At 58.8% G+C, this 18,527-nt stretch carries 18 protein-coding genes; 15 read left to right on the forward strand and 3 right to left on the reverse strand.

The genetic code is table 11. The features are described 5' to 3' along the window. Window positions 1-13: 13 nt before the first annotated feature. The 4 genes from ugpA to ugpQ are packed head-to-tail and all read left to right on the forward strand — an operon-like array spanning window position 14 to window position 3,557. The gene (ugpA, locus tag DBY66_RS15050) at window positions 14-904 is read left to right on the forward strand and encodes a sn-glycerol-3-phosphate ABC transporter permease UgpA (protein WP_039381930.1); all 891 of its coding nucleotides are present in this window, start codon (window positions 14-16) and stop codon (window positions 902-904) included. Continuing rightward, a complete protein-coding gene (ugpE, locus tag DBY66_RS15055; RefSeq protein ID WP_039381934.1) occupies window positions 901-1,743 on the forward strand; it encodes a sn-glycerol-3-phosphate ABC transporter permease UgpE in 843 nt (280 codons plus the stop codon). Before ugpA ends, ugpE begins: the two co-directional genes overlap by 4 nt. After that, a complete protein-coding gene (locus DBY66_RS15060; protein WP_039381936.1) occupies window positions 1,744-2,817 on the forward strand; it encodes a sn-glycerol-3-phosphate import ATP-binding protein UgpC in 1,074 nt (357 codons plus the stop codon). Continuing rightward, the gene (gene ugpQ, locus DBY66_RS15065) at window positions 2,814-3,557 is read left to right on the forward strand and encodes a glycerophosphodiester phosphodiesterase (protein WP_108570121.1); all 744 of its coding nucleotides are present in this window, start codon (window positions 2,814-2,816) and stop codon (window positions 3,555-3,557) included. The genes DBY66_RS15060 and ugpQ overlap by 4 nt, the downstream gene beginning before the upstream one ends. Here ugpQ and DBY66_RS15070 read toward each other — a convergent pair. Then, entirely contained in the window at window positions 3,554-3,850 is a 297-nt protein-coding gene (locus DBY66_RS15070; RefSeq protein ID WP_039381941.1) for a DUF2756 domain-containing protein, read from the reverse strand. The genes ugpQ and DBY66_RS15070 overlap by 4 nt on opposite strands. A gap of 201 nt (window positions 3,851-4,051) precedes the next feature. On the opposite strand from DBY66_RS15070, the gene ggt reads away from it, so the two are divergent. The 4 genes from ggt to gntU all read left to right on the forward strand — a co-directional run bounded on the left by ggt (window position 4,052) and on the right by gntU (window position 8,980). After that, window positions 4,052-5,803 carry a gamma-glutamyltransferase gene (ggt, locus tag DBY66_RS15075; RefSeq protein WP_108570122.1) on the forward strand — a complete coding sequence of 584 codons (1,752 nt, stop codon included), beginning with the start codon at window positions 4,052-4,054 and terminating at the stop codon, window positions 5,801-5,803. Between the two features lie 160 nt (window positions 5,804-5,963). Then, window positions 5,964-6,959, forward strand: a complete 996-nt coding sequence (gene gntR, locus DBY66_RS15080; RefSeq protein ID WP_039381945.1) for a gluconate operon transcriptional repressor GntR — start codon at window positions 5,964-5,966, stop codon at window positions 6,957-6,959. Between the two features lie 141 nt (window positions 6,960-7,100). Continuing rightward, on the forward strand, window positions 7,101-7,640 hold the full coding sequence (gene gntK / locus DBY66_RS15085) for a gluconokinase (RefSeq protein WP_039381948.1): 540 nt from the start codon (window positions 7,101-7,103) through the stop codon (window positions 7,638-7,640). Continuing rightward, entirely contained in the window at window positions 7,640-8,980 is a 1,341-nt protein-coding gene (gntU, locus tag DBY66_RS15090; RefSeq protein WP_039381950.1) for a gluconate transporter, read from the forward strand. The genes gntK and gntU overlap by 1 nt, the downstream gene beginning before the upstream one ends. A gap of 231 nt (window positions 8,981-9,211) precedes the next feature. Here gntU and DBY66_RS15095 read toward each other — a convergent pair whose 3' ends face one another. Continuing rightward, on the reverse strand, window positions 9,212-10,837 hold the full coding sequence (locus tag DBY66_RS15095) for a Na/Pi cotransporter family protein (protein ID WP_039381952.1): 1,626 nt from the start codon (window positions 10,835-10,837) through the stop codon (window positions 9,212-9,214). A gap of 285 nt (window positions 10,838-11,122) precedes the next feature. On the opposite strand from DBY66_RS15095, the gene psiE reads away from it, so the two are divergent. The 3 genes from psiE (at window position 11,123) to ubiA (ending at window position 13,027) form a co-directional block, all read left to right on the forward strand. Next, the gene (gene psiE, locus DBY66_RS15100) at window positions 11,123-11,533 is read left to right on the forward strand and encodes a phosphate-starvation-inducible protein PsiE (RefSeq protein WP_039381954.1); all 411 of its coding nucleotides are present in this window, start codon (window positions 11,123-11,125) and stop codon (window positions 11,531-11,533) included. Between the two features lie 88 nt (window positions 11,534-11,621). Beyond that, window positions 11,622-12,137: a chorismate lyase gene (ubiC, locus tag DBY66_RS15105; protein ID WP_039381957.1), complete on the forward strand. Its 516-nt coding sequence runs from the start codon at window positions 11,622-11,624 to the stop codon at window positions 12,135-12,137. A 5-nt stretch (window positions 12,138-12,142) separates the two neighbouring features. Further along, complete coding sequence (gene ubiA, locus DBY66_RS15110) at window positions 12,143-13,027, forward strand: 4-hydroxybenzoate octaprenyltransferase (protein WP_039381959.1); 885 nt, start codon at window positions 12,143-12,145, stop codon at window positions 13,025-13,027. 35 nt (window positions 13,028-13,062) lie between these two features. Here ubiA and plsB read toward each other — a convergent pair whose 3' ends face one another. After that, entirely contained in the window at window positions 13,063-15,486 is a 2,424-nt protein-coding gene (gene plsB / locus DBY66_RS15115; RefSeq protein WP_108570123.1) for a glycerol-3-phosphate 1-O-acyltransferase PlsB, read from the reverse strand. 127 nt (window positions 15,487-15,613) lie between these two features. On the opposite strand from plsB, the gene DBY66_RS15120 reads away from it, so the two are divergent. The 4 genes from DBY66_RS15120 to DBY66_RS15135 all read left to right on the forward strand — a co-directional run bounded on the left by DBY66_RS15120 (window position 15,614) and on the right by DBY66_RS15135 (window position 18,512). Further along, window positions 15,614-15,982, forward strand: coding sequence for a diacylglycerol kinase (locus tag DBY66_RS15120; RefSeq protein ID WP_108570124.1), 369 nt, complete (start codon window positions 15,614-15,616; stop codon window positions 15,980-15,982). Between the two features lie 105 nt (window positions 15,983-16,087). Beyond that, window positions 16,088-16,702, forward strand: a complete 615-nt coding sequence (gene lexA, locus DBY66_RS15125; RefSeq protein ID WP_065650361.1) for a transcriptional repressor LexA — start codon at window positions 16,088-16,090, stop codon at window positions 16,700-16,702. 129 nt (window positions 16,703-16,831) lie between these two features. Then, window positions 16,832-18,154, forward strand: coding sequence for an MATE family efflux transporter DinF (dinF, locus tag DBY66_RS15130; protein WP_108570125.1), 1,323 nt, complete (start codon window positions 16,832-16,834; stop codon window positions 18,152-18,154). A 145-nt stretch (window positions 18,155-18,299) separates the two neighbouring features. Next, on the forward strand, window positions 18,300-18,512 hold the full coding sequence (locus DBY66_RS15135) for a CsbD family protein (RefSeq protein WP_071668452.1): 213 nt from the start codon (window positions 18,300-18,302) through the stop codon (window positions 18,510-18,512). Window positions 18,513-18,527: the final 15 nt, after the last annotated feature.

Below are 18,527 nucleotides of genomic sequence, written 5' to 3' on the forward strand. Positions count from 1 at the left end.
GCGTGAGTTCGCTATGCCCTCATCGTCTCGTCCGGTCTTTCGTGCCCGGCTGCTGCCCTATTTGCTGATGGCACCGCAGCTGATTATCACCGCCATCTTCTTTCTCTGGCCTGCCGGAGAGGCCCTCTGGTATTCGCTGCAGAGCATCGATCCGTTTGGCATCTCCAGCACCTTTGTCGGGCTGGAGAACTTCAGCCGTCTGTTCAGCGATCCCTACTATCTCGACTCCTTCTGGACCACGATAGTGTTCAGCCTGCTGGTCACGGTGCTGGGGATGCTGTTCTCGCTCCTGCTGGCCGCGCTGGTTGACTATGTTGTGCGTCTGCAGAAGCTCTATCAGACCCTGCTGCTGCTGCCGTACGCGGTGGCACCGGTGGTCGCCGCAGTGCTGTGGATGTTCCTCTTTAATCCAGGGCTTGGGCTGCTCAGCCATCTGCTTAATCAGATGGGCTATAACTGGAACTATGCGCAGAACAGCGGTCAGGCGATGTTTCTGATCGTGCTCGCCTCTATCTGGCAGCAGATGAGCTACAACTTTCTGTTTTTCTTCGCGGCGCTGCAGTCGATTCCGAAGTCGCTGACTGAGGCGGCCGCTATCGACGGGGCCGGGCCGGTACGGCGCTTTTTTCATCTTTCTCTGCCGCTGATTACGCCGGTGAGCTTCTTTCTGCTGGTGGTCAACCTGGTCTACGCCTTCTTTGATACCTTCCCGGTCATTGATGCCGCCACCGGTGGCGGGCCGGTACAGTCCACCACCACGCTTATCTACAAAATTTATCGGGAAGGATTTACCGGTCTCGATCTCTCCTCATCTGCCGCGCAGTCAGTCGTGCTGATGCTGCTGGTGATTGGCCTCACTATTCTGCAGTTCCGCTTTGTTGAGCGTAAGGTGCAATATCAATGATTGAGAACCGACGCGGGCTGGATATTTTCAGCCACACGCTGCTGATTCTGGGCGTGCTGACCATTCTGTTTCCGCTCTATGTCGCCTTTGTCGCCGCCACGCTGGATAACACGGCGGTTTATCAGGTCCCGATGACGCTGGTGCCCGGCACGCATCTGTGGGAGAACGTTTCGCGTATCTGGACGCAGGGCGTTAACGGCAGCGCCGCGTTTGGCATGATGTTGCTGAACAGCTTTATCATGGCGCTGGCGATTACGATCGGCAAAATCAGCGTCTCTATGCTCTCAGCTTTTGCGCTGGTCTGGTTTCGCTTTCCGCTGCGCACGCTCTTTTTCTGGCTGATTTTCATTACGCTGATGCTGCCGGTTGAAGTGCGTATCTTCCCGACGGTTGAGGTGATCGCTACCCTTAATCTGCTCGACAGCTACAGCGGGCTGACGCTGCCGCTGATGGCGTCGGCAACGGCCACCTTTCTGTTCCGCCAGTTCTTCCTGTCGCTGCCGGACGAGCTGATTGAAGCCGCGCGCATTGACGGTGCCGGGCCGATGCGCTTCTTTTGGGACATTGTTCTGCCGCTGTCAAAAACCAATCTTGCCGCGCTGTTTGTGATCACCTTTATCTACGGCTGGAATCAGTATCTCTGGCCGCTGCTGATTATCAATGATGCCAGTCTGAGCACCGCCGTGGCGGGGGTAAAAAGCATGATCAACACCAGCGGCGGCCCGACGCAGTGGAATGAAGTGATGGCGGCGATGTTATTAACCCTGATCCCACCGGTTGTGGTGGTTCTTGTAATGCAGCGCGCGTTTGTGCGTGGCCTGGTGGAGAATGAGAAATAGATGGCAGGCGTAACCTTACAGAGCGTGACGAAATCGTATGACGGCAAAAATGCGGTGATCCAGCCGCTAACCATCACCATCAACGAGGGCGAGTTTATGGTGATGGTGGGGCCCTCCGGCTGCGGCAAGTCGACGCTGCTGCGCATGGTGGCCGGACTCGAGCGCGTCAGCTCCGGCGACATTTTTATTGCTGAGCAGCGGGTCACGGAGATGGAGCCGAAAGATCGCGGCATTGCGATGGTGTTTCAGAACTACGCGCTCTACCCGCATATGACGGTAGGCGAAAACATGGGCTATGGCCTGAAAATCCGCGGCATGGGCAAAGCGCAGATCGCCCAGCGCGTGCTGGAGACCGCGCGTAGTCTGGAGCTTGACCACCTGCTGAACCGGCGACCGCGTGAACTCTCGGGCGGGCAGCGGCAGCGTGTGGCGATGGGACGCGCTATCGTGCGTGAACCGGCTGTCTTCCTGTTCGATGAACCCCTCTCCAACCTTGATGCGCGCCTGCGCGTGCAGATGCGTCTTGAACTGCAGCAGCTGCACCGCCGTCTGAAAACCACCAGCCTTTACGTCACGCACGATCAGGTTGAGGCGATGACGCTGGCGGAGCGGGTGATGGTGATGAACAAAGGGATTGTGGAGCAGGTTGGCACGCCGGTAGAGGTTTATGAGCGTCCGGCCAGCCAGTTTGTTGCCGCCTTTATCGGCTCCCCGGCGATGAACCTGCTGCCAGGAGAGATCAGCCGCGATGGCCTGCACTTTACGCTGGATGCGCTGAACAGCCTGCCGCTGGGCGAGAGACGGCCGCAGTGGGCTAACAGGCCGCTGACGCTCGGCATCCGTCCTGAGCATATTCATCTCTCTTCGCGTGAAGCAGGCGGCGTGCCGCTGGTGGTCGATACGCTGGAGATCCTCGGCGCGGATAACCTGGCACACGGCCATCTTGGTCAGGCGCGGCTGGTGGTACGGCTGCCGCACAGCGAACGTCCGCAGGCGGGCAGCACGCTGTGGCTGCATCTGCCGCCGGATGCGTTACACTTCTTCGATGCTGTTCATGGAAAACGTCTGGAATGAGTAACAACAACTGGCCCTACCCGAAAATTGTGGCCCATCGCGGCGGCGGTAAACTCGCGCCGGAAAACACGCTGGCGGCAATTGATACCGGCGCGCGTTATGGCCATACCATGATTGAGTTTGATGCCAAACTCTCGCAGGATAAACAGATCTTTCTGCTGCACGATGACACGCTCGATCGCACCAGCAGCGGCTGGGGCGTGGCGGGCGAACAGACGTGGGCGCAGCTGGCACAGCTCGATGCCGGCGACTGGTTCAGTGGGGCGTTTACGGGCGAGCCGCTGGCGCTGCTGACGGACGTGGCGGCGCGCTGTCGTCAGCACCGAATGATGGCGAACATCGAAATTAAACCCACCACCGGCACCGACGCGGAGACGGGCGCTGCCGTGGCGCTCGCCGCCCGTAAGCTCTGGCAGGGGCAGACACCTCCGCTGCTCTCCTCATTCTCACCTGAAGCGCTGGCGGCAGCACAGCAGGCTGCGCCAGAGCTGCCGCGCGGTCTGCTGCTGGATGAGTGGGATGACGCATGGCAGACGCTGACCAGCCAGCTGAAGTGTGTGTCGATTCACCTGAATTACCGGCTGCTCGACGCGGAGCGCACCGCGCTGCTGAAGGCAGCCGGGTTGCGTATCCTGGCCTATACGGTTAACCAGCCCGCGCGTGCCCGCGAGCTGCTGAGCTGGGGTGTGGATGCCATCTGCACCGACCGCATCGACATTATCGGTCCCGATTTCAGTTAGTTGTTATTCGGCATGGTGCCGTTCTGCTGCGTATTCTGACCCGGCTGCGACTGCAGTACCTGCTGCCGGGTGCTGTCGCGTTTTTCCTGCAGCTGCCGCTGCATATTTTGCGTCTGCCGCTGCTGATCCTGATGCAGCAGGCGCTGCTGCTGCTGCTGCTGGGTCTGCATCTGGGTCTGCATACGCTGCTGGCTTGGGTTATAGCCGGGCTGATTCACATTATTGTTATTCAGCGTATTTGCCATACCGCTCAGCGGCAGCAGGGCTGCCAGCGCAATAAGCCATGTTTTCATTATTCCCTCCGATCGTCTGACCTGCTGTGTAAACAGGCGGCCCGCAGGCCGCCTGCCTCTTAATCATAAGTTTATGCGATATCACAAAGCCTGAAATCGGGCGTGCGTGCAATTTGCGTTAAGTGTTATGTTTTTACTGCTTTAGCAAACACTTGCATCGATAAATAACAAATGTAAACAACTGAAAAGGATGGTGGCAGGATGAGGACAGCAGGCAGGTTGCGCCAGTTGAGCTGGGCGATGTTAATGAGTTTTACCGTGGTGCAGGGGGCTGCTGCGGCGCCCGCAAGCGCGCCGCCGATCTCCTATGGCGTTGACAGCGACACCTTTCATCCGGTAAAGGCGCAGCACGGCATGGTCGCTTCGGTGGATGCGATGGCAACGCAGGTGGGCGTGGATATTCTCCGACAGGGCGGCAATGCGGTGGATGCGGCGATCGCCGTGGGCTTTGCGCTGGCCGTTACTCATCCGCAGGCGGGTAATCTCGGCGGTGGCGGCTTTATGCTGCTGCGCACGGCGTCCGGGCGGACTGCTGCTATCGACTTTCGTGAAATGGCGCCGGCGCGCGCCTCGCGCGATATGTTCCTTGATAAGCAGGGTAATGCGGATAGTAAGTTATCACTTACTTCTCACCTGGCGTCTGGTACGCCGGGTACGGTTGCGGGATTTGCGCTGGCGGCAAAGAAGTATGGCACGCTGCCGCTGCGCACGCTGCTGGCCCCGGCTATAAAGCTGGCGCGTGACGGCATTATCGTCAACGATGCGCTGGCGGACGATCTCGCCACCTATGGCAAAGAGAACCTGATCAATCACGCCACCAGCCGGGCAATTTTTTACAAAGCGGATGGCAGACCTTACCAGAAAGGCGATCGGCTGGTGCAGAAGAACCTGGCGCGCAGCCTGCAGCTGATTGCGCAGCAGGGAGCCGATGCGTTTTATACCGGCCGCATTGCTGATGAGATCGCCAGCGAGATGGCACAGCACGGCGGGCTGATTGGCAAAGCGGATCTCGCCGCTTACCGTGCCGTAGAGCGTAAACCGGTCAGCGGCACCTACCGCGGCTATGAAGTGTTCTCTATGCCGCCACCCTCATCGGGCGGGATCCACATTATGCAGATCCTGAATATCCTGGAGAACTTCGATCTGGCGAAGTGGGGCTTTGGCAGCGCAGACGCCATGCAGGTCATGGCAGAAGCGGAGAAGTACGCTTACGCCGATCGCTCAGAGTATCTTGGCGATCCCGATTTCGTTAAAGTGCCGCAGCAGGCGCTGACCAGCAAAGCCTATGCCAGGACCCTGGCGCAGCAGATCGATGTCAGCAAAGCGCGGCCGTCGTCAGAGATCAAACCGGGTAAGCTGGCACCGTACGAGAGCAATCAGACCACCCACTTCTCGGTGGTGGATAAAGCGGGCAACGCTGTGGCGGTAACCTATACCCTGAACACCTACTTTGGCAGCGGGATCGTGGCAGGCAACAGCGGCATCCTGATGAACAACGAAATGGATGATTTCTCCGCGAAGCCGGGTACGCCAAACGTTTACGGTCTGGTCGGCGGCGAGGCGAATGCGATTCAGCCGGCGAAGCGTCCGCTCTCCTCCATGTCACCGACGATTGTGGCCAAAGAGGGGAAAACCTGGCTGGTCACCGGCAGCCCGGGCGGCAGCCGGATCATCACGACCGTGCTGCAGATGGTGGTTAACAGCATCGATTTCGGGATGAACGTGGCGGAAGCGACTAACGCGCCGCGTTTTCATCATCAGTGGCTGCCCGATCAGCTGCGCGTGGAGAAAGGCTTCAGTCCCGATACGCTGCGCCTGCTGGAAGCGAAAGGCCAGCACGTGAAGGTGCTGCCGGCAATGGGCAGCACGCAGAGCATCATGATCGGTCCTGATGGCATGCGCTACGGCGCCTCCGATCCGCGTTCGGTTGACGATCTCAGCGCCGGTTATTAATCGCCGGTAAGTCCGATACTGCTTCCGGTATTGTTTAGCCAGCCTGCGTGCTGGCTTTTTTTATCGCCAATCGACCCATCCGGCATGCGGGCGGGCACCAGACACGGAAGCGGTAAAAATAGTGATAAACTCAGCCTATCTCTGGCCTCAGGTGCATACGATGAAGAAGAAAAGACCGGTATTACAGGACGTCGCCGATCGCGTCGGCATCACCAAAATGACCGTCAGTCGCTATCTGCGCGACCCGGAGCGGGTCTCCGCCGCGCTGCGTGACAAAATTGCCGTCGCGCTGGATGAGCTGGGCTATATCCCTAATCGTGCACCCGATATGCTCTCAAACGCCACCAGCCGCGCCATTGGCGTGCTGCTGCCCTCCCTGACCAACCAGGTCTTTGCTGACGTGCTGCGCGGAATTGAAACCGTGACCGATGAGGCGGGATATCAGACGCTGGTCGCGCACTTTGGCTACAATCCGGAAAAAGAGGAGCGGCAGCTGCGCTCGCTGCTGGGCTGGAATATTGACGGCGTGATCTTAACCGAACGCACCCATACCACCGGTACGCTGCGCATGCTGGAGGTAGCCGGGATCCCGGTCATTGAGATCATGGACAGCGTCACGCCGTGTCTGGATATGGCGGTGGGATTTGATAATGTCGAAGCGGCGCGACAGATGACGCAGGCTATCCTGAAGAAAGGGCATCGCCATACGGTCTACCTGGGGGCGCGGCTCGATGAACGTACGCTGCAGAAGCAGCAGGGATATGAACAGGCAATGCGCGAGGCGGGGCTGACGCCGCACAGCGTGATGATGGAAGACGCCTCTTCCTTCAGCGCCGGCGCGCAGCTGCTGTGCGAGGCGCAAAAGCGCTATCCGGCAACCGACAGTCTGTTCTGTACTAACGATGACCTGGCCGTAGGCGCCATGTTTGAATGCCAGCGTCAGGGGCTGCGCGTGCCGGAGCAGATGGCGATCGCGGGCTTTCATGGTCACGATATTACGCAGGTCGTGACGCCGCGGCTGGCAACCGTGCTGACACCGCGCGAACGGATGGGGAGCGAGGCGGCTGCCATGCTGCTGGCGCGCATTGGTGGCGATCGTTCATTTAGCGGCCCGCTCGATATCGGCTTTGAGATTGCTGAAGGTGACAGCATCTGATTTTGGCGATTGTATGAGCCACTTCACACTTTTACGCTTTTCCGGCTGACGAGGGTTGTCAGCATCGGGACGCACTCCGACAATGAATGACAGATTTGTTATCGGTAACATTGGCAGAATAAGCTGCCGGAGCGCAAAACTATGATCACGCCATCTTCATCACATCACGTTTTTATCCTGATGGGTGTATCCGGCAGCGGAAAGTCTGTCGTTGCTAATCGGGTATCACACGAACTGAATACCGCTTTTCTGGATGGAGATTTCCTTCATCCGCGCAGCAACATCATGAAAATGGCGGAAGGCCATCCGCTGGATGACAACGATCGCCAGCCGTGGCTGCAGGCGCTGAACGACGCGGCTTTTGCCATGCAGCGCACTCAGGCGGTGTCGATTATCGTCTGCTCGGCGCTGAAAAAGTCCTATCGTGACATTTTGCGCCAGGGCAATCACAACCTGAAATTTATCTATCTGAAAGGCGATTTCGAAACCATTGAAACCCGCCTCAAAGCCCGTAAGGGTCACTTCTTCAAGCCGCAGATGCTGGTAACGCAGTTTGCCACGCTGCAGGAACCTGGCACAGATGAGGCAGATGTCCTGATGGTGGATATCAATCACTCGCTGGATGACGTTGTTGCAGCTACGGTTGCGACCATCAGGGATGCAATCAACAAGGGCGAGTAATGAGTACCGCAACGCTGGTGTTAACCGCAGCAGGCTCTGTCCTGCTGCTGCTGTTTCTGGTAATGAAAGCGCGGATGCACGCCTTTGTCGCCCTGATGTTAGTTTCTATTGGCGCCGGACTTTTCTCCGGTATGCCACTCGATCAGATCGCCGATACGATGCAGAAAGGCATGGGCGGCACGCTGGGCTTTCTTGCCATCGTCGTAGCGCTTGGCGCAATGTTCGGCAAAATTCTGCATGAAACCGGTGCGGTGGATCAGATCGCTATCCGGATGCTGAAAACCTTTGGCGAGAGCCGGGCGCACTATGCGATGGGGATCGCCGGGCTGATCTGCGCGCTGCCGCTGTTTTTTGAAGTTGCGGTGGTGCTGCTGATCAGCATCGCCTTTGCGGTGGCGCGCCGCACGCATGACAACCTGGTGAAGCTGGTGATCCCGCTGTTTGCCGGCGTGGCGGCGGCGGCGGCGTTTCTGCTGCCGGGACCTGCGCCGATGCTGCTGGCGGCACAAATGCACGCTGATTTTGGCTGGATGATCCTGCTGGGACTCTGCGCAGCCATTCCGGGGATGCTGATCGCCGGGCCGCTGTTTGGCAGCCTGATCGCCCGCCACGTCAGCTTCAGCGCGCCGCCGGAAGATCATCAGCCGGATGTGGACGAGGGCAGGCTGCCCTCATTTGGTTTCAGCCTCTCTCTGATCCTGTTTCCGCTGCTGCTGGTCGGGCTGAAAACCATCGGTGCGCGCTTTACCACGCCGGATACCCGGCTTTACGAATGGCTGGAATTTATTGGCCATCCGTTTACCGCGATTCTGCTGGCGCTGCTGGTGGCGATCTATGGCCTGGCGTACCGGCAGGGCATGGATAAAGAGAAGGTGATGCAGGTGTGCGGCAGCGCGCTGCAGCCCGCCGGCATTATTCTGCTGGTTATCGGTGCCGGCGGCGTCTTTAAGCAGGTGCTGGTTGACTCTGGCGTGGGGCCGGTGCTGGGTCACGCGCTGACCGGCGCCGGTATGCCGATCGCGCTGGCCTGCTTTATTCTGGCGGGCGCTATCCGGGTTATTCAGGGCTCTGCAACCGTGGCCTGTCTGACCACCGTAGGGCTGGTGATGCCGGTGATCGAACCGCTGCACTACAGCGGCGCGCAGCTCGCGGCGCTCTCAATCTGTATCGGCGGTGGCTCAATTATTATCAGCCACGTCAACGATGCCGGCTTCTGGCTGTTTGGCCGCTTTACCGGTGCCACCGAGGGCGAGACGCTAAAGACCTGGACGCTGATGGAGACCATCCTCGGCACCACCGGCGCCATCGTCGGCATGATTGCGTTTAGTTTGTTATCGTAAATAAACCAGGGGCGCATAAATGCGCCCCCTACATCGCTCTCGTAGGGGCGTCATTAATGACGCCCTGGCCGATGCCCGCACCGAATCATTTATGGCGATTGATACCGTGCACACCCTAAACCAGGGGCGCATAAATGCGCCCCCTACGGGATTAAATAACGCCGTTAGTGGCGGTTGATACCGTGCACACCCTAAACCAGGGGCGTATAAATGCGCCTCTGCGTGCTTACCTTAATCTACTTCCCGCTCATCATCTGGCTGGTCGAGAACGGTGTAAGCCACCGCGCAGAACAGCGAATTAAGGCGCTTCATATCTCCCAGCAGCCCCAGATGCAGCGAACTGGTCTCAATGCTCTGCACATTATTCAGATGCAGCCGCTCCACGTGCGAGTGAGAGAAACGGCGGATCAGAATACGGAAGCGATGTTTGGCCCGCCGCAGACGTTTCGCGCTGGTGATATCATGCGACAGAAATACCGAGAGGCTCAGGCGCAGGTTATTCAGCACCTGCTCCTGCAGTGTATTCAGCTCTTCCAGCCCTTCTGCCGAAAAGGCCCGCCGCGCCTGCAACGATTTATCCGCAACGTCACCGCTCATGCGCTCAATGATGTCACCCGCCTGTTCAAGATTCAGCGCCATCTCAATAATTTCAGCCCAGCGCCGCGCATCCTCCTCTGCCAGATCTTCGCGCGGCATGCGGGCCAGATAGAGTTTGATCGCGGTATAGAGCACGTCAACATCATCATCCAGCTGCCGCACCCGGTGCGATTCACGCAGTTCGCCCCGGACTACGCGGCTGAACGACTCCAGCATCTGCTCCAGCACGTCGCCCATGCGCAGGGTCTCACGCGCGGCATTGACCAGCGCCAGCGCAGGCGTATCCAGCGCGCTTTTATCCAGATGTCTGGGCTTGAGATGCGCCTGATGCTCTGCATCGTCAGAAATCATACGCTGGCAGAGTCGCGCCATCGGTGCCGCAAACGGCACCATGATCAGGCAGCGTGCCAGGTTGTAGAAAACGTGGAAAAAGATCACCAGCTCTTCATCATTCACCGGCAGCCGATCCAGCAGCTCAGCAATAAAATCAACAAACGGCAGTACCGCAATGCTGCCGATAAGCTTGAACAGCAGGCTGCCGAGCGCCACCCGCTTGCCAGCCGCATTAGAACCGCTGGCGTTGATCATCGCCAGCAGGCCGCTGCCGAGGTTGGCACCAATGACCAGACAGAGCGCCACCTTAAATGAGATCACCCCGGCGGCCGTCAGGGTCGCGGTGATCAGCACCGCCGCCAGGCTCGAGTAGCTGATGATGGCAAAAACGGCGCCAATCAGGGCGTCCAGCAGCGTATCGCCGGTCAGGGTGGAGAAGAGCACCTGCACGCCCGAAGCCTGCGTTATCGGACGTGCTGCGGTGACAATCAGCTGCAGCGCCAGCAGGATCAGCCCGAGACCAATGGCAGCACGGCCCATCTGTCCGACGCGCGTCTGTTTGCGGCTGAGAAAAAAGACCACGCCAAAAAAGATAAACAGCGGGGAGAGCCAGGAGAGATCGAAGGTCAGCACGCGCGCCATAATGGCCGTGCCGACGTCAGCCCCCAGTACCACCACCAGGGCAGGTGTCAGGCTGACCAGGTTTTGCGCCACAAACGAGGTGACCAGCAGCGTAGTGGCGTTGCTGCTCTGTACCAGAGCGGTAACGCCAATGCCGGCCAGAAAAGCCATCGGTTTTTTTTCCACGCTGCGGCTCAGTACCCGGCGCAGATCGGCGCCGTACACGCGCATGATGCCGGTACGCACAATGTGGGTGCCCCAGACCAGCAGTGCGACAGCAGAAAGCAGATTAAGCAGAGTTAGCACGGTCGCAGGCTCCTGTATGCCAGGCAAAAAGCAGCCAGCTGCCTGCCTGGCAAACACGGCAGCGGGGGAAGACCGGTAGCGCACCGCATGAATTTTTCGTTAGATATAAATAACCTGAAGCGGCGTCGACCTGTTAACTGTAGCTGAATCCGGTTCACTGCGATGAGATATCCACGGCGTTTACGCTGCCCCTGACGGAGAACCGCCACCTTAACGTCATATTGTGATTCAGATCACATTGCAGCATGATAGCGCTCTTCTCATTTGCGCATTAAGGACGCAGCAATGACAGATAAATCAGCCGCCGGTCAGCTCATCGCGACGGTGCTGCAGTGGGTACTTAACCTCGGCCTGTTAATCCTGGCCGTGATCCTGGTGGTGTTTCTCGGCAAGGAGACGATTCATCTGGCTAACGTGCTGTTCAGCACCGGTGAACAGGCGTCATCCTATCTGCTGATTGAAGGCATTGTGATCTACTTTCTCTACTTTGAATTTATCGCGCTGATTGTGAAATATTTTCAGTCGGGCTATCACTTTCCGCTGCGCTACTTTGTTTATATCGGGATCACCGCCATTATCCGGCTGATTATCGTTGACCACAAAAACCCGTTCGACACGCTCTGCTATTCCGCTGCGATCCTGATTCTGGTGGTCACGCTGTGGCTGGCAAACAGCAACCGGCTGAAGCGCGAATAACGTCCCTTATCATCTCCGGCGCTCGCGGCCGTGCCAGCGGCCGCGCTCTGCGGTAAACTAAGGCAACTTTTTTGCCGGAGATCGCCTGATGTCGCACGATGCGCTGCGCCAGTTATATGCCTTGCAGTGGTTACCCGCCTCCTCGCTGCTGCCCGCACCGCTGACCGACTGGCTGATGGAAGAAGATTCCATGACGCGCCGTTTTGAGCAGCACTGCCGGCAGGTTACCGTTCAACCCATCCGTGAAGGCTTTGTCAGCGCGGCGGAGGTCGCAGCAGAAGCGGCTTTTCTGCCGAACGATACGCGCTTCTGGCTGCGCGAAATCGTGCTGTGCGGCGACGGCGAGCCGTGGCTGCTGGGCCGCACCGTAGTGCCCGAGAGTACGCTGCAGGGACCGGAGCAGATGCTGCAGCAACTTGGCACACGCCCGCTGGGGCGCTATCTTTTTGCCTCTTCAGCGCTGAGCCGCGATTTTATTCATCCCGGCCAGGCCGGCGATCTGTGGGGACGGCGTTCGCGCCTGCGCCTGTCGGATAAGCCCCTTCTGTTAACTGAACTTTTTTTACCGGCATCGCCGCTTTACCGCGCGCTGCAGCAAGGATGAGACCCGTGCAAAAATCATTATCCGTAAGCAAATGGCAGGCTTACAGCCGCCTGATGCGCATCGACAAACCTATCGGCACGCTGCTGCTGATGTGGCCTACGCTCTGGGCGCTATGGCTGGCTGGCATGGCGGTGCCGCCGCTGCCGGTGCTGATTGTGTTTGTGCTTGGCGTCATCGTTATGCGCGCTGCCGGCTGCGTCATCAATGATTACGCCGATCGCAAAGTGGATGGTCACGTCAAACGCACCGCCGGCCGGCCGCTGGCGAGCGGGGCGGTTTCAGAAAAAGAGGCAAAGCTGCTGTTTGCTGCGCTGGGCCTGCTGGCGTTTATGCTGGTGCTGACCATGAATCGCATGACCATCCTGCTCTCTTTCGGCGGGCTGGCGCTGGCTTGGGTCTACCCCTTTATGAAACGCTATACCCATCTGCCGCAGGTGGTGCTCGGCGCAGCCTTTGGCTGGGCGATCCCGATGGGGTGGGCTGCAGTAAGTGAGTCCTTACCTTTAGTCTGCTGGCTGGTGTTCTTCGCTAACATCTGCTGGACGGTGGCCTACGATACCCAGTACGCCATGGTGGATCGCGATGACGATTTGAAGATAGGCGTTAAATCTACGGCGATTCTGTTTGGTCGTTTTGACAAGCTGATTATTGGCCTGCTGCAGCTGGCCACGCTGGGGCTGATGGCGCTGGTGGGAAGTATGCTGAATCTGAACGGGGCATTCTACTGGTCACTGCTGGCTGCCGGCGCGCTGTTTGTCTATCAGCAGAGCCTGATCGCCCGCCGCGAACGCGACGCCTGCTTTCAGGCCTTTCTGAACAATAACTATGTGGGACTGGTGCTGTTTGCTGGCGTGCTGCTGAATACGCAGCCGTTTCTGGCGCTGTTCTGAACCGGCAGGGACGCATCCTGCGTCCCTGCCTTGCCTTACTCGTGTGCGACTGCACTCTCAATTGTCAGACGCACATCGCTGGTGACCAGCTCCGCCAGCATCTGCCACATCGCGTGCGTGCGCTCCGCATCGGCATCACCTGAGTCGCTGATATAGCGCTCATCGCGCAGCGTCAGTACCAGCGTGGTAAATACCGCCTTATCAAAGAACTCCGGCGCATTGATACCGTGCAGCACTGACAGACGCTGCGCCAGCGTGCGGCTCTCTTTCTCCAGCGTGCCACGGTTGATCGTGGGTTTGGCACTGAGAATGGCGAAAGTGATCGCAAAGCGCTGCAGCGTTTCGCGAATACCGGCTGCCAGCAGCTGCAGCGAGCGATAGCGCGCGGTGCTCAGCTTAATCTGCCCATCCAGCTGCGTTACCAGCCCCTGTCGCGCCATCTCCGCACACAGCGCACTGAGCAGCGCTGGCAGTTCGGCATTTTCCCAGCGCAGGAACAGTTCACTTTTCAGCATCGGATAGACCAGGCTTACCTGGCGCAAAAGCTCTGCTTCGCTGATTTCGCGGTGCTGCTGCACAATCGCGGCAATCAGCGACGGCATCACCAGCATGTGCTGAATGTTATTCCGGTAGTAGGTCATCAGCACGGCCTGCTCGCGCGGCAGAATAATGATATCGCCAATGCTGTCCTGCTCGGTTTCAAACTTGTTCATGCCCATCGCGTGATCCAGCAGCGCTTCGGCGCTCAGATCGGGCACCGTCGCTTCCGGTGAATAGGGCACGTTGCGCAGCAGCTGAGTGTAGCACTCCAGCTGCTCCGTCAGCTGCTCACGCGTCAGAGAGCGCTGGCGCGACGCAAGCAGCGCGGTCACACACAGATTCATGGCGTTGGCCGCACCCGCTTCGTTAATGCGCACCATCAGGCGGGCAGCGATATCGTTTACCGCTGGCGTCATCCACGCGGGACGCTGCGGATCGATAGGGTCGATCGCCTCGCGCCACTCGGGAATATGCTTGTTCAGGTAGTTAACCAGCGGCAGCGGTTCGCCAAAGTTAACGTAGCCCTGACCGAGATTGCGCAGCTTACGCAGGCCGCGCACCATCTGTACAAAGCCCTCTTTCTCTTTGGCCGCGCCGCGCAGCTCTTTGGCGTAAGTACCCACTTCCATTACGTGCTCATAGCCGATATAGATCGGTACAAACGTAATCGGGCGGCTGCCGCCGCGCAGCAGCGCCTGCAGCGTCATTGAGAGCGTGCCGGTTTTAGGATCGAGCAGGCGGCCAGTACGCGAGCGTCCGCCCTCAACAAAGTACTCAACCGAGTAACCGCGGCTGAACAGCTCGCCCAGATATTCGCGGAATACGGTGGAGTAGAGTTTATTGCCCTTAAAGGTACGGCGAATAAAGAAGGCCCCCAGCCGGCGGAAAATGGGGCCGGCTGGCCAGAAGTTGAGATTGATACCGGCAGCGATGTGCGGCGGCACCAGCCCCTGATGATAAAGCACGTAGGAGAGCAGCAGGTAATCCATATGGCTGCGATGGCAGGGCACATAGACTATTTCATGACCATCCTGCGCCAGCTGACGCACGCGCTCGCCGCCGTTGACGCTTATGCCCTGATAGAGGCGGCTCCAGAGCCAGCCCATGATGCGGTCGGTAACGCGGATCGCCTCATATGAGAAGTCTGCCGCGATCTCTTCCATCATCTCAACGGCGTTTTGCTGCGCTTTTTCATGCGAAATCTTTTTGCTGCGCGCTTCATCTTCAACCGCTTTTTCAATCGCCTTCGACTGCAGCAGCTTGTTGAACAGATCCTGACGGGCGGGCAGGCTGGGTCCTACCGCAGCCAGACGCTGGCGGGCAAAGTGAATACGCGCCACGCGCGCCAGCTTCTGCGCAATCGACTTATCCGTGCCGTGTTCGGTCGCCATCTGGCGCAGCGAGACGGTGGAAGAGAAGCGGACGAAGCTGTCGCGGCCGTGCCAGAGAATGGCGAAAAACTTCTGTACGCCATTCAGTACGCGCAGATGCGGCGTAGGCTCGCCCTGAATTTCACGCCCTGGCGCACGGCCAAACATCACCGCCACCGGCAGCATCTGGACATCCAGCTGCGGGTTATTACGGTGCAGATCCAGATAGTCGTGAAACAGTTTCACTGACTCCGGGTTCGCCACGTAGTAAGGAAAGACACGCGGGCCATCATGGATAAACACATGACGCGGCAGCAGCGTGCCGTCAATCTCCAGCGGCGCGAGCGGATCGGGCAGATCAAGCCGCAGACACTGGTTACGCAATGTAAGCAGGTCCGCCTTTGAATCATAAGGCAAAACATACATTACGGGACGGGTGGGATCGATACCGTGCTCCGAAACCGGATCGGTCGGTATGACCTTACTTTTTACCAAAATAGAGAGTGGTAAATTCAATAATTTGTAATAGAGTTTACGCCAACCTGACATAGACAACTTGAAGCCTCTTGTTAGCAAAGCGCGGCAAGCATACCAGAAAGTGCAGCGAAGATCTGTGGCTGTGCCATCGCACGCTGCGCACTCATTGACGCCAAAATTACTCAAGGGTTCCCTATTCATGGCAAATAACGTTACCGGCCTGCTGCGTATCATCAAAGCGGCGGGCTACTCCTGGCAGGGCATTCGCGCGGCCTGGCAACATGAAGCGGCCTTTCGTCAGGAGGCCGTTGCAGCGGTGATTGCGGTGGTCGTCGCCTGCTGGCTGGATGTGGACGCAGTGACGCGCGTGCTGCTGATTGGTTCGGTGATACTGGTGGTGGTAGTGGAAATCCTCAACAGCGCGATTGAGGCGGTGGTCGACAGAATCGGCCAGGAGCGTCATCCGCTGGCGGGCCGCGCCAAGGATATGGGTTCTGCCGCCGTGCTGCTGACGATCCTTCTCGCGCTGTTTGTCTGGATCACGCTGCTCTGGCCGCGCGCATATTAAGGCCGCCCGTACCGAGATATCGCTGATTTTTGCCGCAGCTGCGGTTTTCATTTCGCCAATACCTGTATATACTCACAGCGACTGTATAAACAACCAGGGGGCGGGATGAAAGCGTTAACCAGCAGGCAGCAGCAGGTCTATGACCTGATTCGCGACCATATTAATTCAACCGGCATGCCGCCAACGCGTGCTGAAATTGCTTCACAGCTGGGCTTCCGCTCACCCAATGCAGCTGAAGAGCACCTGAAAGCGCTGGCGCGTAAAGGGGTCATTGAGATTGTCTCTGGCGCCTCGCGCGGCATTCGCTTGCTGATGGAAGAAGAGACAAGCGGCGGACTGCCGCTGATCGGGCGTGTCGCTGCCGGCGAGCCGCTGCTGGCTCAGGAGCACATCGAGACCCACTATCAGGTCGATGCTAACCTGTTCAAGCCGAGCGCGGATTTTCTGCTGCGCGTTAGCGGCATGTCGATGAAAGATATCGGAATTATGGATGGCGATCTGCTTGCCGTGCATAAAACCCAGGATGTGCGTAATGGCCAGGTCGTGGTAGCGCGCATTGATGACGAAGTCACCGTAAAACGCTGGAAAAAGCAGGGTGCTATCGTGCATCTGCTGCCGGAAAACAGCGATTTTCAGCCTATCGAAGTGGATACGCGCCAGCAGTCTCTGACCGTTGAAGGTCTGGCTGTCGGTATTGTCCGCACCGGTGAATGGCTGTAATACCTGGTTAGTCCCCCCGCTGCGGTCTGTGCCTGCACAGGCCGCGGTCTGCTATATTACCCCTCTGCTTCCAACCGTGGCGCCGTGCAGCTGCATGAGGCGCGTTGCCCGCAATAACAGGACTGGCTGATGCCGCTGTTTACCTCTTCTGATCGCACGCTCTGGCGCCTGGCGCTGCCCATGATCCTCTCTAATATCAGCGTACCGCTGCTGGGCATTGTGGATACGGCTATCATTGGCCACCTCGACAGCCCGGTTTACCTCGGCGGCGTAGCCGTGGGCGCAACGGCCACCAGCTTTGTCTTTATGCTGCTGCTCTTTTTGCGCATGAGCACTACTGGCCTGACGGCGCAGGCGTTTGGCGCCGGCAATAAGCCAGCGCTGGCGCGGGCGCTGATCCAGCCGATGCTGATTGCCCTGGCGGCAGGCGTGCTGTTCATTGTGCTACGAACGCCGGTCAGCGAGCTGGCAGCCGCGCTGATGGGCGGCAGCGAGGCGGTGCAGCAGCAGGCGCAAACCTTTATCGCTATCCGCTGGCTCAGCGCGCCTGCCACGCTGGCAAACCTGGTGATCCTCGGCTGGCTGCTCGGCGTACAGTATGCGCGCGCGCCGGTGGTGCTGCTTATCACCGGCAACGTCGTGAATATCCTGCTCGATCTGCTGTTTGTTTTGCAGTGGCACTGGGGCGTGGCGGGCGCCGCAGCGGCCACCGCCGTCGCGGACTATGTGACGCTGGCCGTGGGGGTTTGGATGGTGGCGCGGGTGCTGGCGCTGCGCGGCATATCATTTTCGCTGCTTAAAGCCAGCTGGCGCGGCGACGCCGCGCGCCTGTTCCGGCTTAACCGCGACATCATGCTGCGTTCGCTGCTGCTGCAGCTCTGCTTCGCCTCACTGACGCTACTGGGCGCGCGACTCGGCGCTGACGTGGTCGCCGTCAATGCGGTATTGCTAATGTTCCTGACTTTTACTGCCTATGCGCTGGATGGTTTTGCGTATGCGGTGGAAGCCTGCTCCGGTGAGGCGACCGGCGCAGGCGATCGCAGCCGGCTGCGGCTGATCTGGTATGCCGCCTGCCGGCAGGCGGGCATTGTGGCGCTGCTGTTCGCTGTGATTTACGCCCTCTGCGGCCCGGCAATTGTTGCGCTGCTGACCTCGATTGAGTCGCTGCGTGAGGCGGCCGACCGCTATCTTATCTGGCAGGTGATCCTGCCGCTGGCTGGCGTCTGGTGCTATCTGCTGGATGGGATGTTTATCGGAGCCACGCGCGGCCGGGATATGCGCAACAGCATGCTGCTGGCGGCGCTGGGCTATGCGCTGACGCTGCTGACGCTGCCGTGGCTCGGAAATCATGGTTTATGGCTGGCTATTACCGTATTCCTCGCGCTGAGAGGCATTACGCTCGGACTGATCTGGCGTCATCACTGGCAGCGCGACAGCTGGTTCAGCGTGTGATGTCAGCCGATCGGCCAGCAGCGCACAAAACTGGCAGTTTGTGCTGCAGCGGTTAACCTTAACGTGACAGCACGCGGGTTATACGGCGTTTCAGCCCGCGCTGTGGTGGCATACCGTCTGGCTCAGCAAACCGGGGAGAGATGCAATGAACAGAGATGAAGCGAGTGGCAGCTGGAAACAGTTTAAAGGAAAATGCAAAGAGCAGTGGGGCAAGCTGACCGATGATGACCTGAGCGTGATCGAAGGCAGACGCGAGCAGCTGATCGGCAAAATTCAGGAGCGCTACGGCTATGCCAGAGCAGAAGCGGAGCGCGAAGTAAACGAATGGGAAAGCCGGCACAACGATCCACACAGCTAGTGCCACCCCGCTTCA

The sequence above is a fragment of the Pantoea sp. RIT413 genome (assembly GCF_003057675.2).
Taxonomy (GTDB): domain Bacteria; phylum Pseudomonadota; class Gammaproteobacteria; order Enterobacterales; family Enterobacteriaceae; genus Pantoea; species Pantoea eucrina.

Bases quoted from the DNA above. Each gene is read 5' to 3' on its own strand.
- plsB (WP_108570123.1), bottom strand. From the start codon at position 15,486: ATGTCAGGTTGGCGTAAACTCTATTACAAATTATTGAATTTACCACTC.
- DBY66_RS15135 (WP_071668452.1), top strand. From the start codon at position 18,300: ATGAACAGAGATGAAGCGAGTGGCAGCTGGAAACAGTTTAAAGGAAAA.
- ugpA (WP_039381930.1), top strand. From the start codon at position 14: ATGCCCTCATCGTCTCGTCCGGTCTTTCGTGCCCGGCTGCTGCCCTAT.
- gntR (WP_039381945.1), top strand. From the start codon at position 5,964: ATGAAGAAGAAAAGACCGGTATTACAGGACGTCGCCGATCGCGTCGGC.
- lexA (WP_065650361.1), top strand. From the start codon at position 16,088: ATGAAAGCGTTAACCAGCAGGCAGCAGCAGGTCTATGACCTGATTCGC.
- DBY66_RS15070 (WP_039381941.1), bottom strand. From the start codon at position 3,850: ATGAAAACATGGCTTATTGCGCTGGCAGCCCTGCTGCCGCTGAGCGGT.
- gntK (WP_039381948.1), top strand. From the start codon at position 7,101: ATGATCACGCCATCTTCATCACATCACGTTTTTATCCTGATGGGTGTA.
- ugpE (WP_039381934.1), top strand. From the start codon at position 901: ATGATTGAGAACCGACGCGGGCTGGATATTTTCAGCCACACGCTGCTG.
- gntU (WP_039381950.1), top strand. From the start codon at position 7,640: ATGAGTACCGCAACGCTGGTGTTAACCGCAGCAGGCTCTGTCCTGCTG.
- ugpQ (WP_108570121.1), top strand. From the start codon at position 2,814: ATGAGTAACAACAACTGGCCCTACCCGAAAATTGTGGCCCATCGCGGC.
- psiE (WP_039381954.1), top strand. From the start codon at position 11,123: ATGACAGATAAATCAGCCGCCGGTCAGCTCATCGCGACGGTGCTGCAG.
- DBY66_RS15060 (WP_039381936.1), top strand. From the start codon at position 1,744: ATGGCAGGCGTAACCTTACAGAGCGTGACGAAATCGTATGACGGCAAA.
- dinF (WP_108570125.1), top strand. From the start codon at position 16,832: ATGCCGCTGTTTACCTCTTCTGATCGCACGCTCTGGCGCCTGGCGCTG.
- DBY66_RS15120 (WP_108570124.1), top strand. From the start codon at position 15,614: ATGGCAAATAACGTTACCGGCCTGCTGCGTATCATCAAAGCGGCGGGC.
- ggt (WP_108570122.1), top strand. From the start codon at position 4,052: ATGAGGACAGCAGGCAGGTTGCGCCAGTTGAGCTGGGCGATGTTAATG.
- ubiC (WP_039381957.1), top strand. From the start codon at position 11,622: ATGTCGCACGATGCGCTGCGCCAGTTATATGCCTTGCAGTGGTTACCC.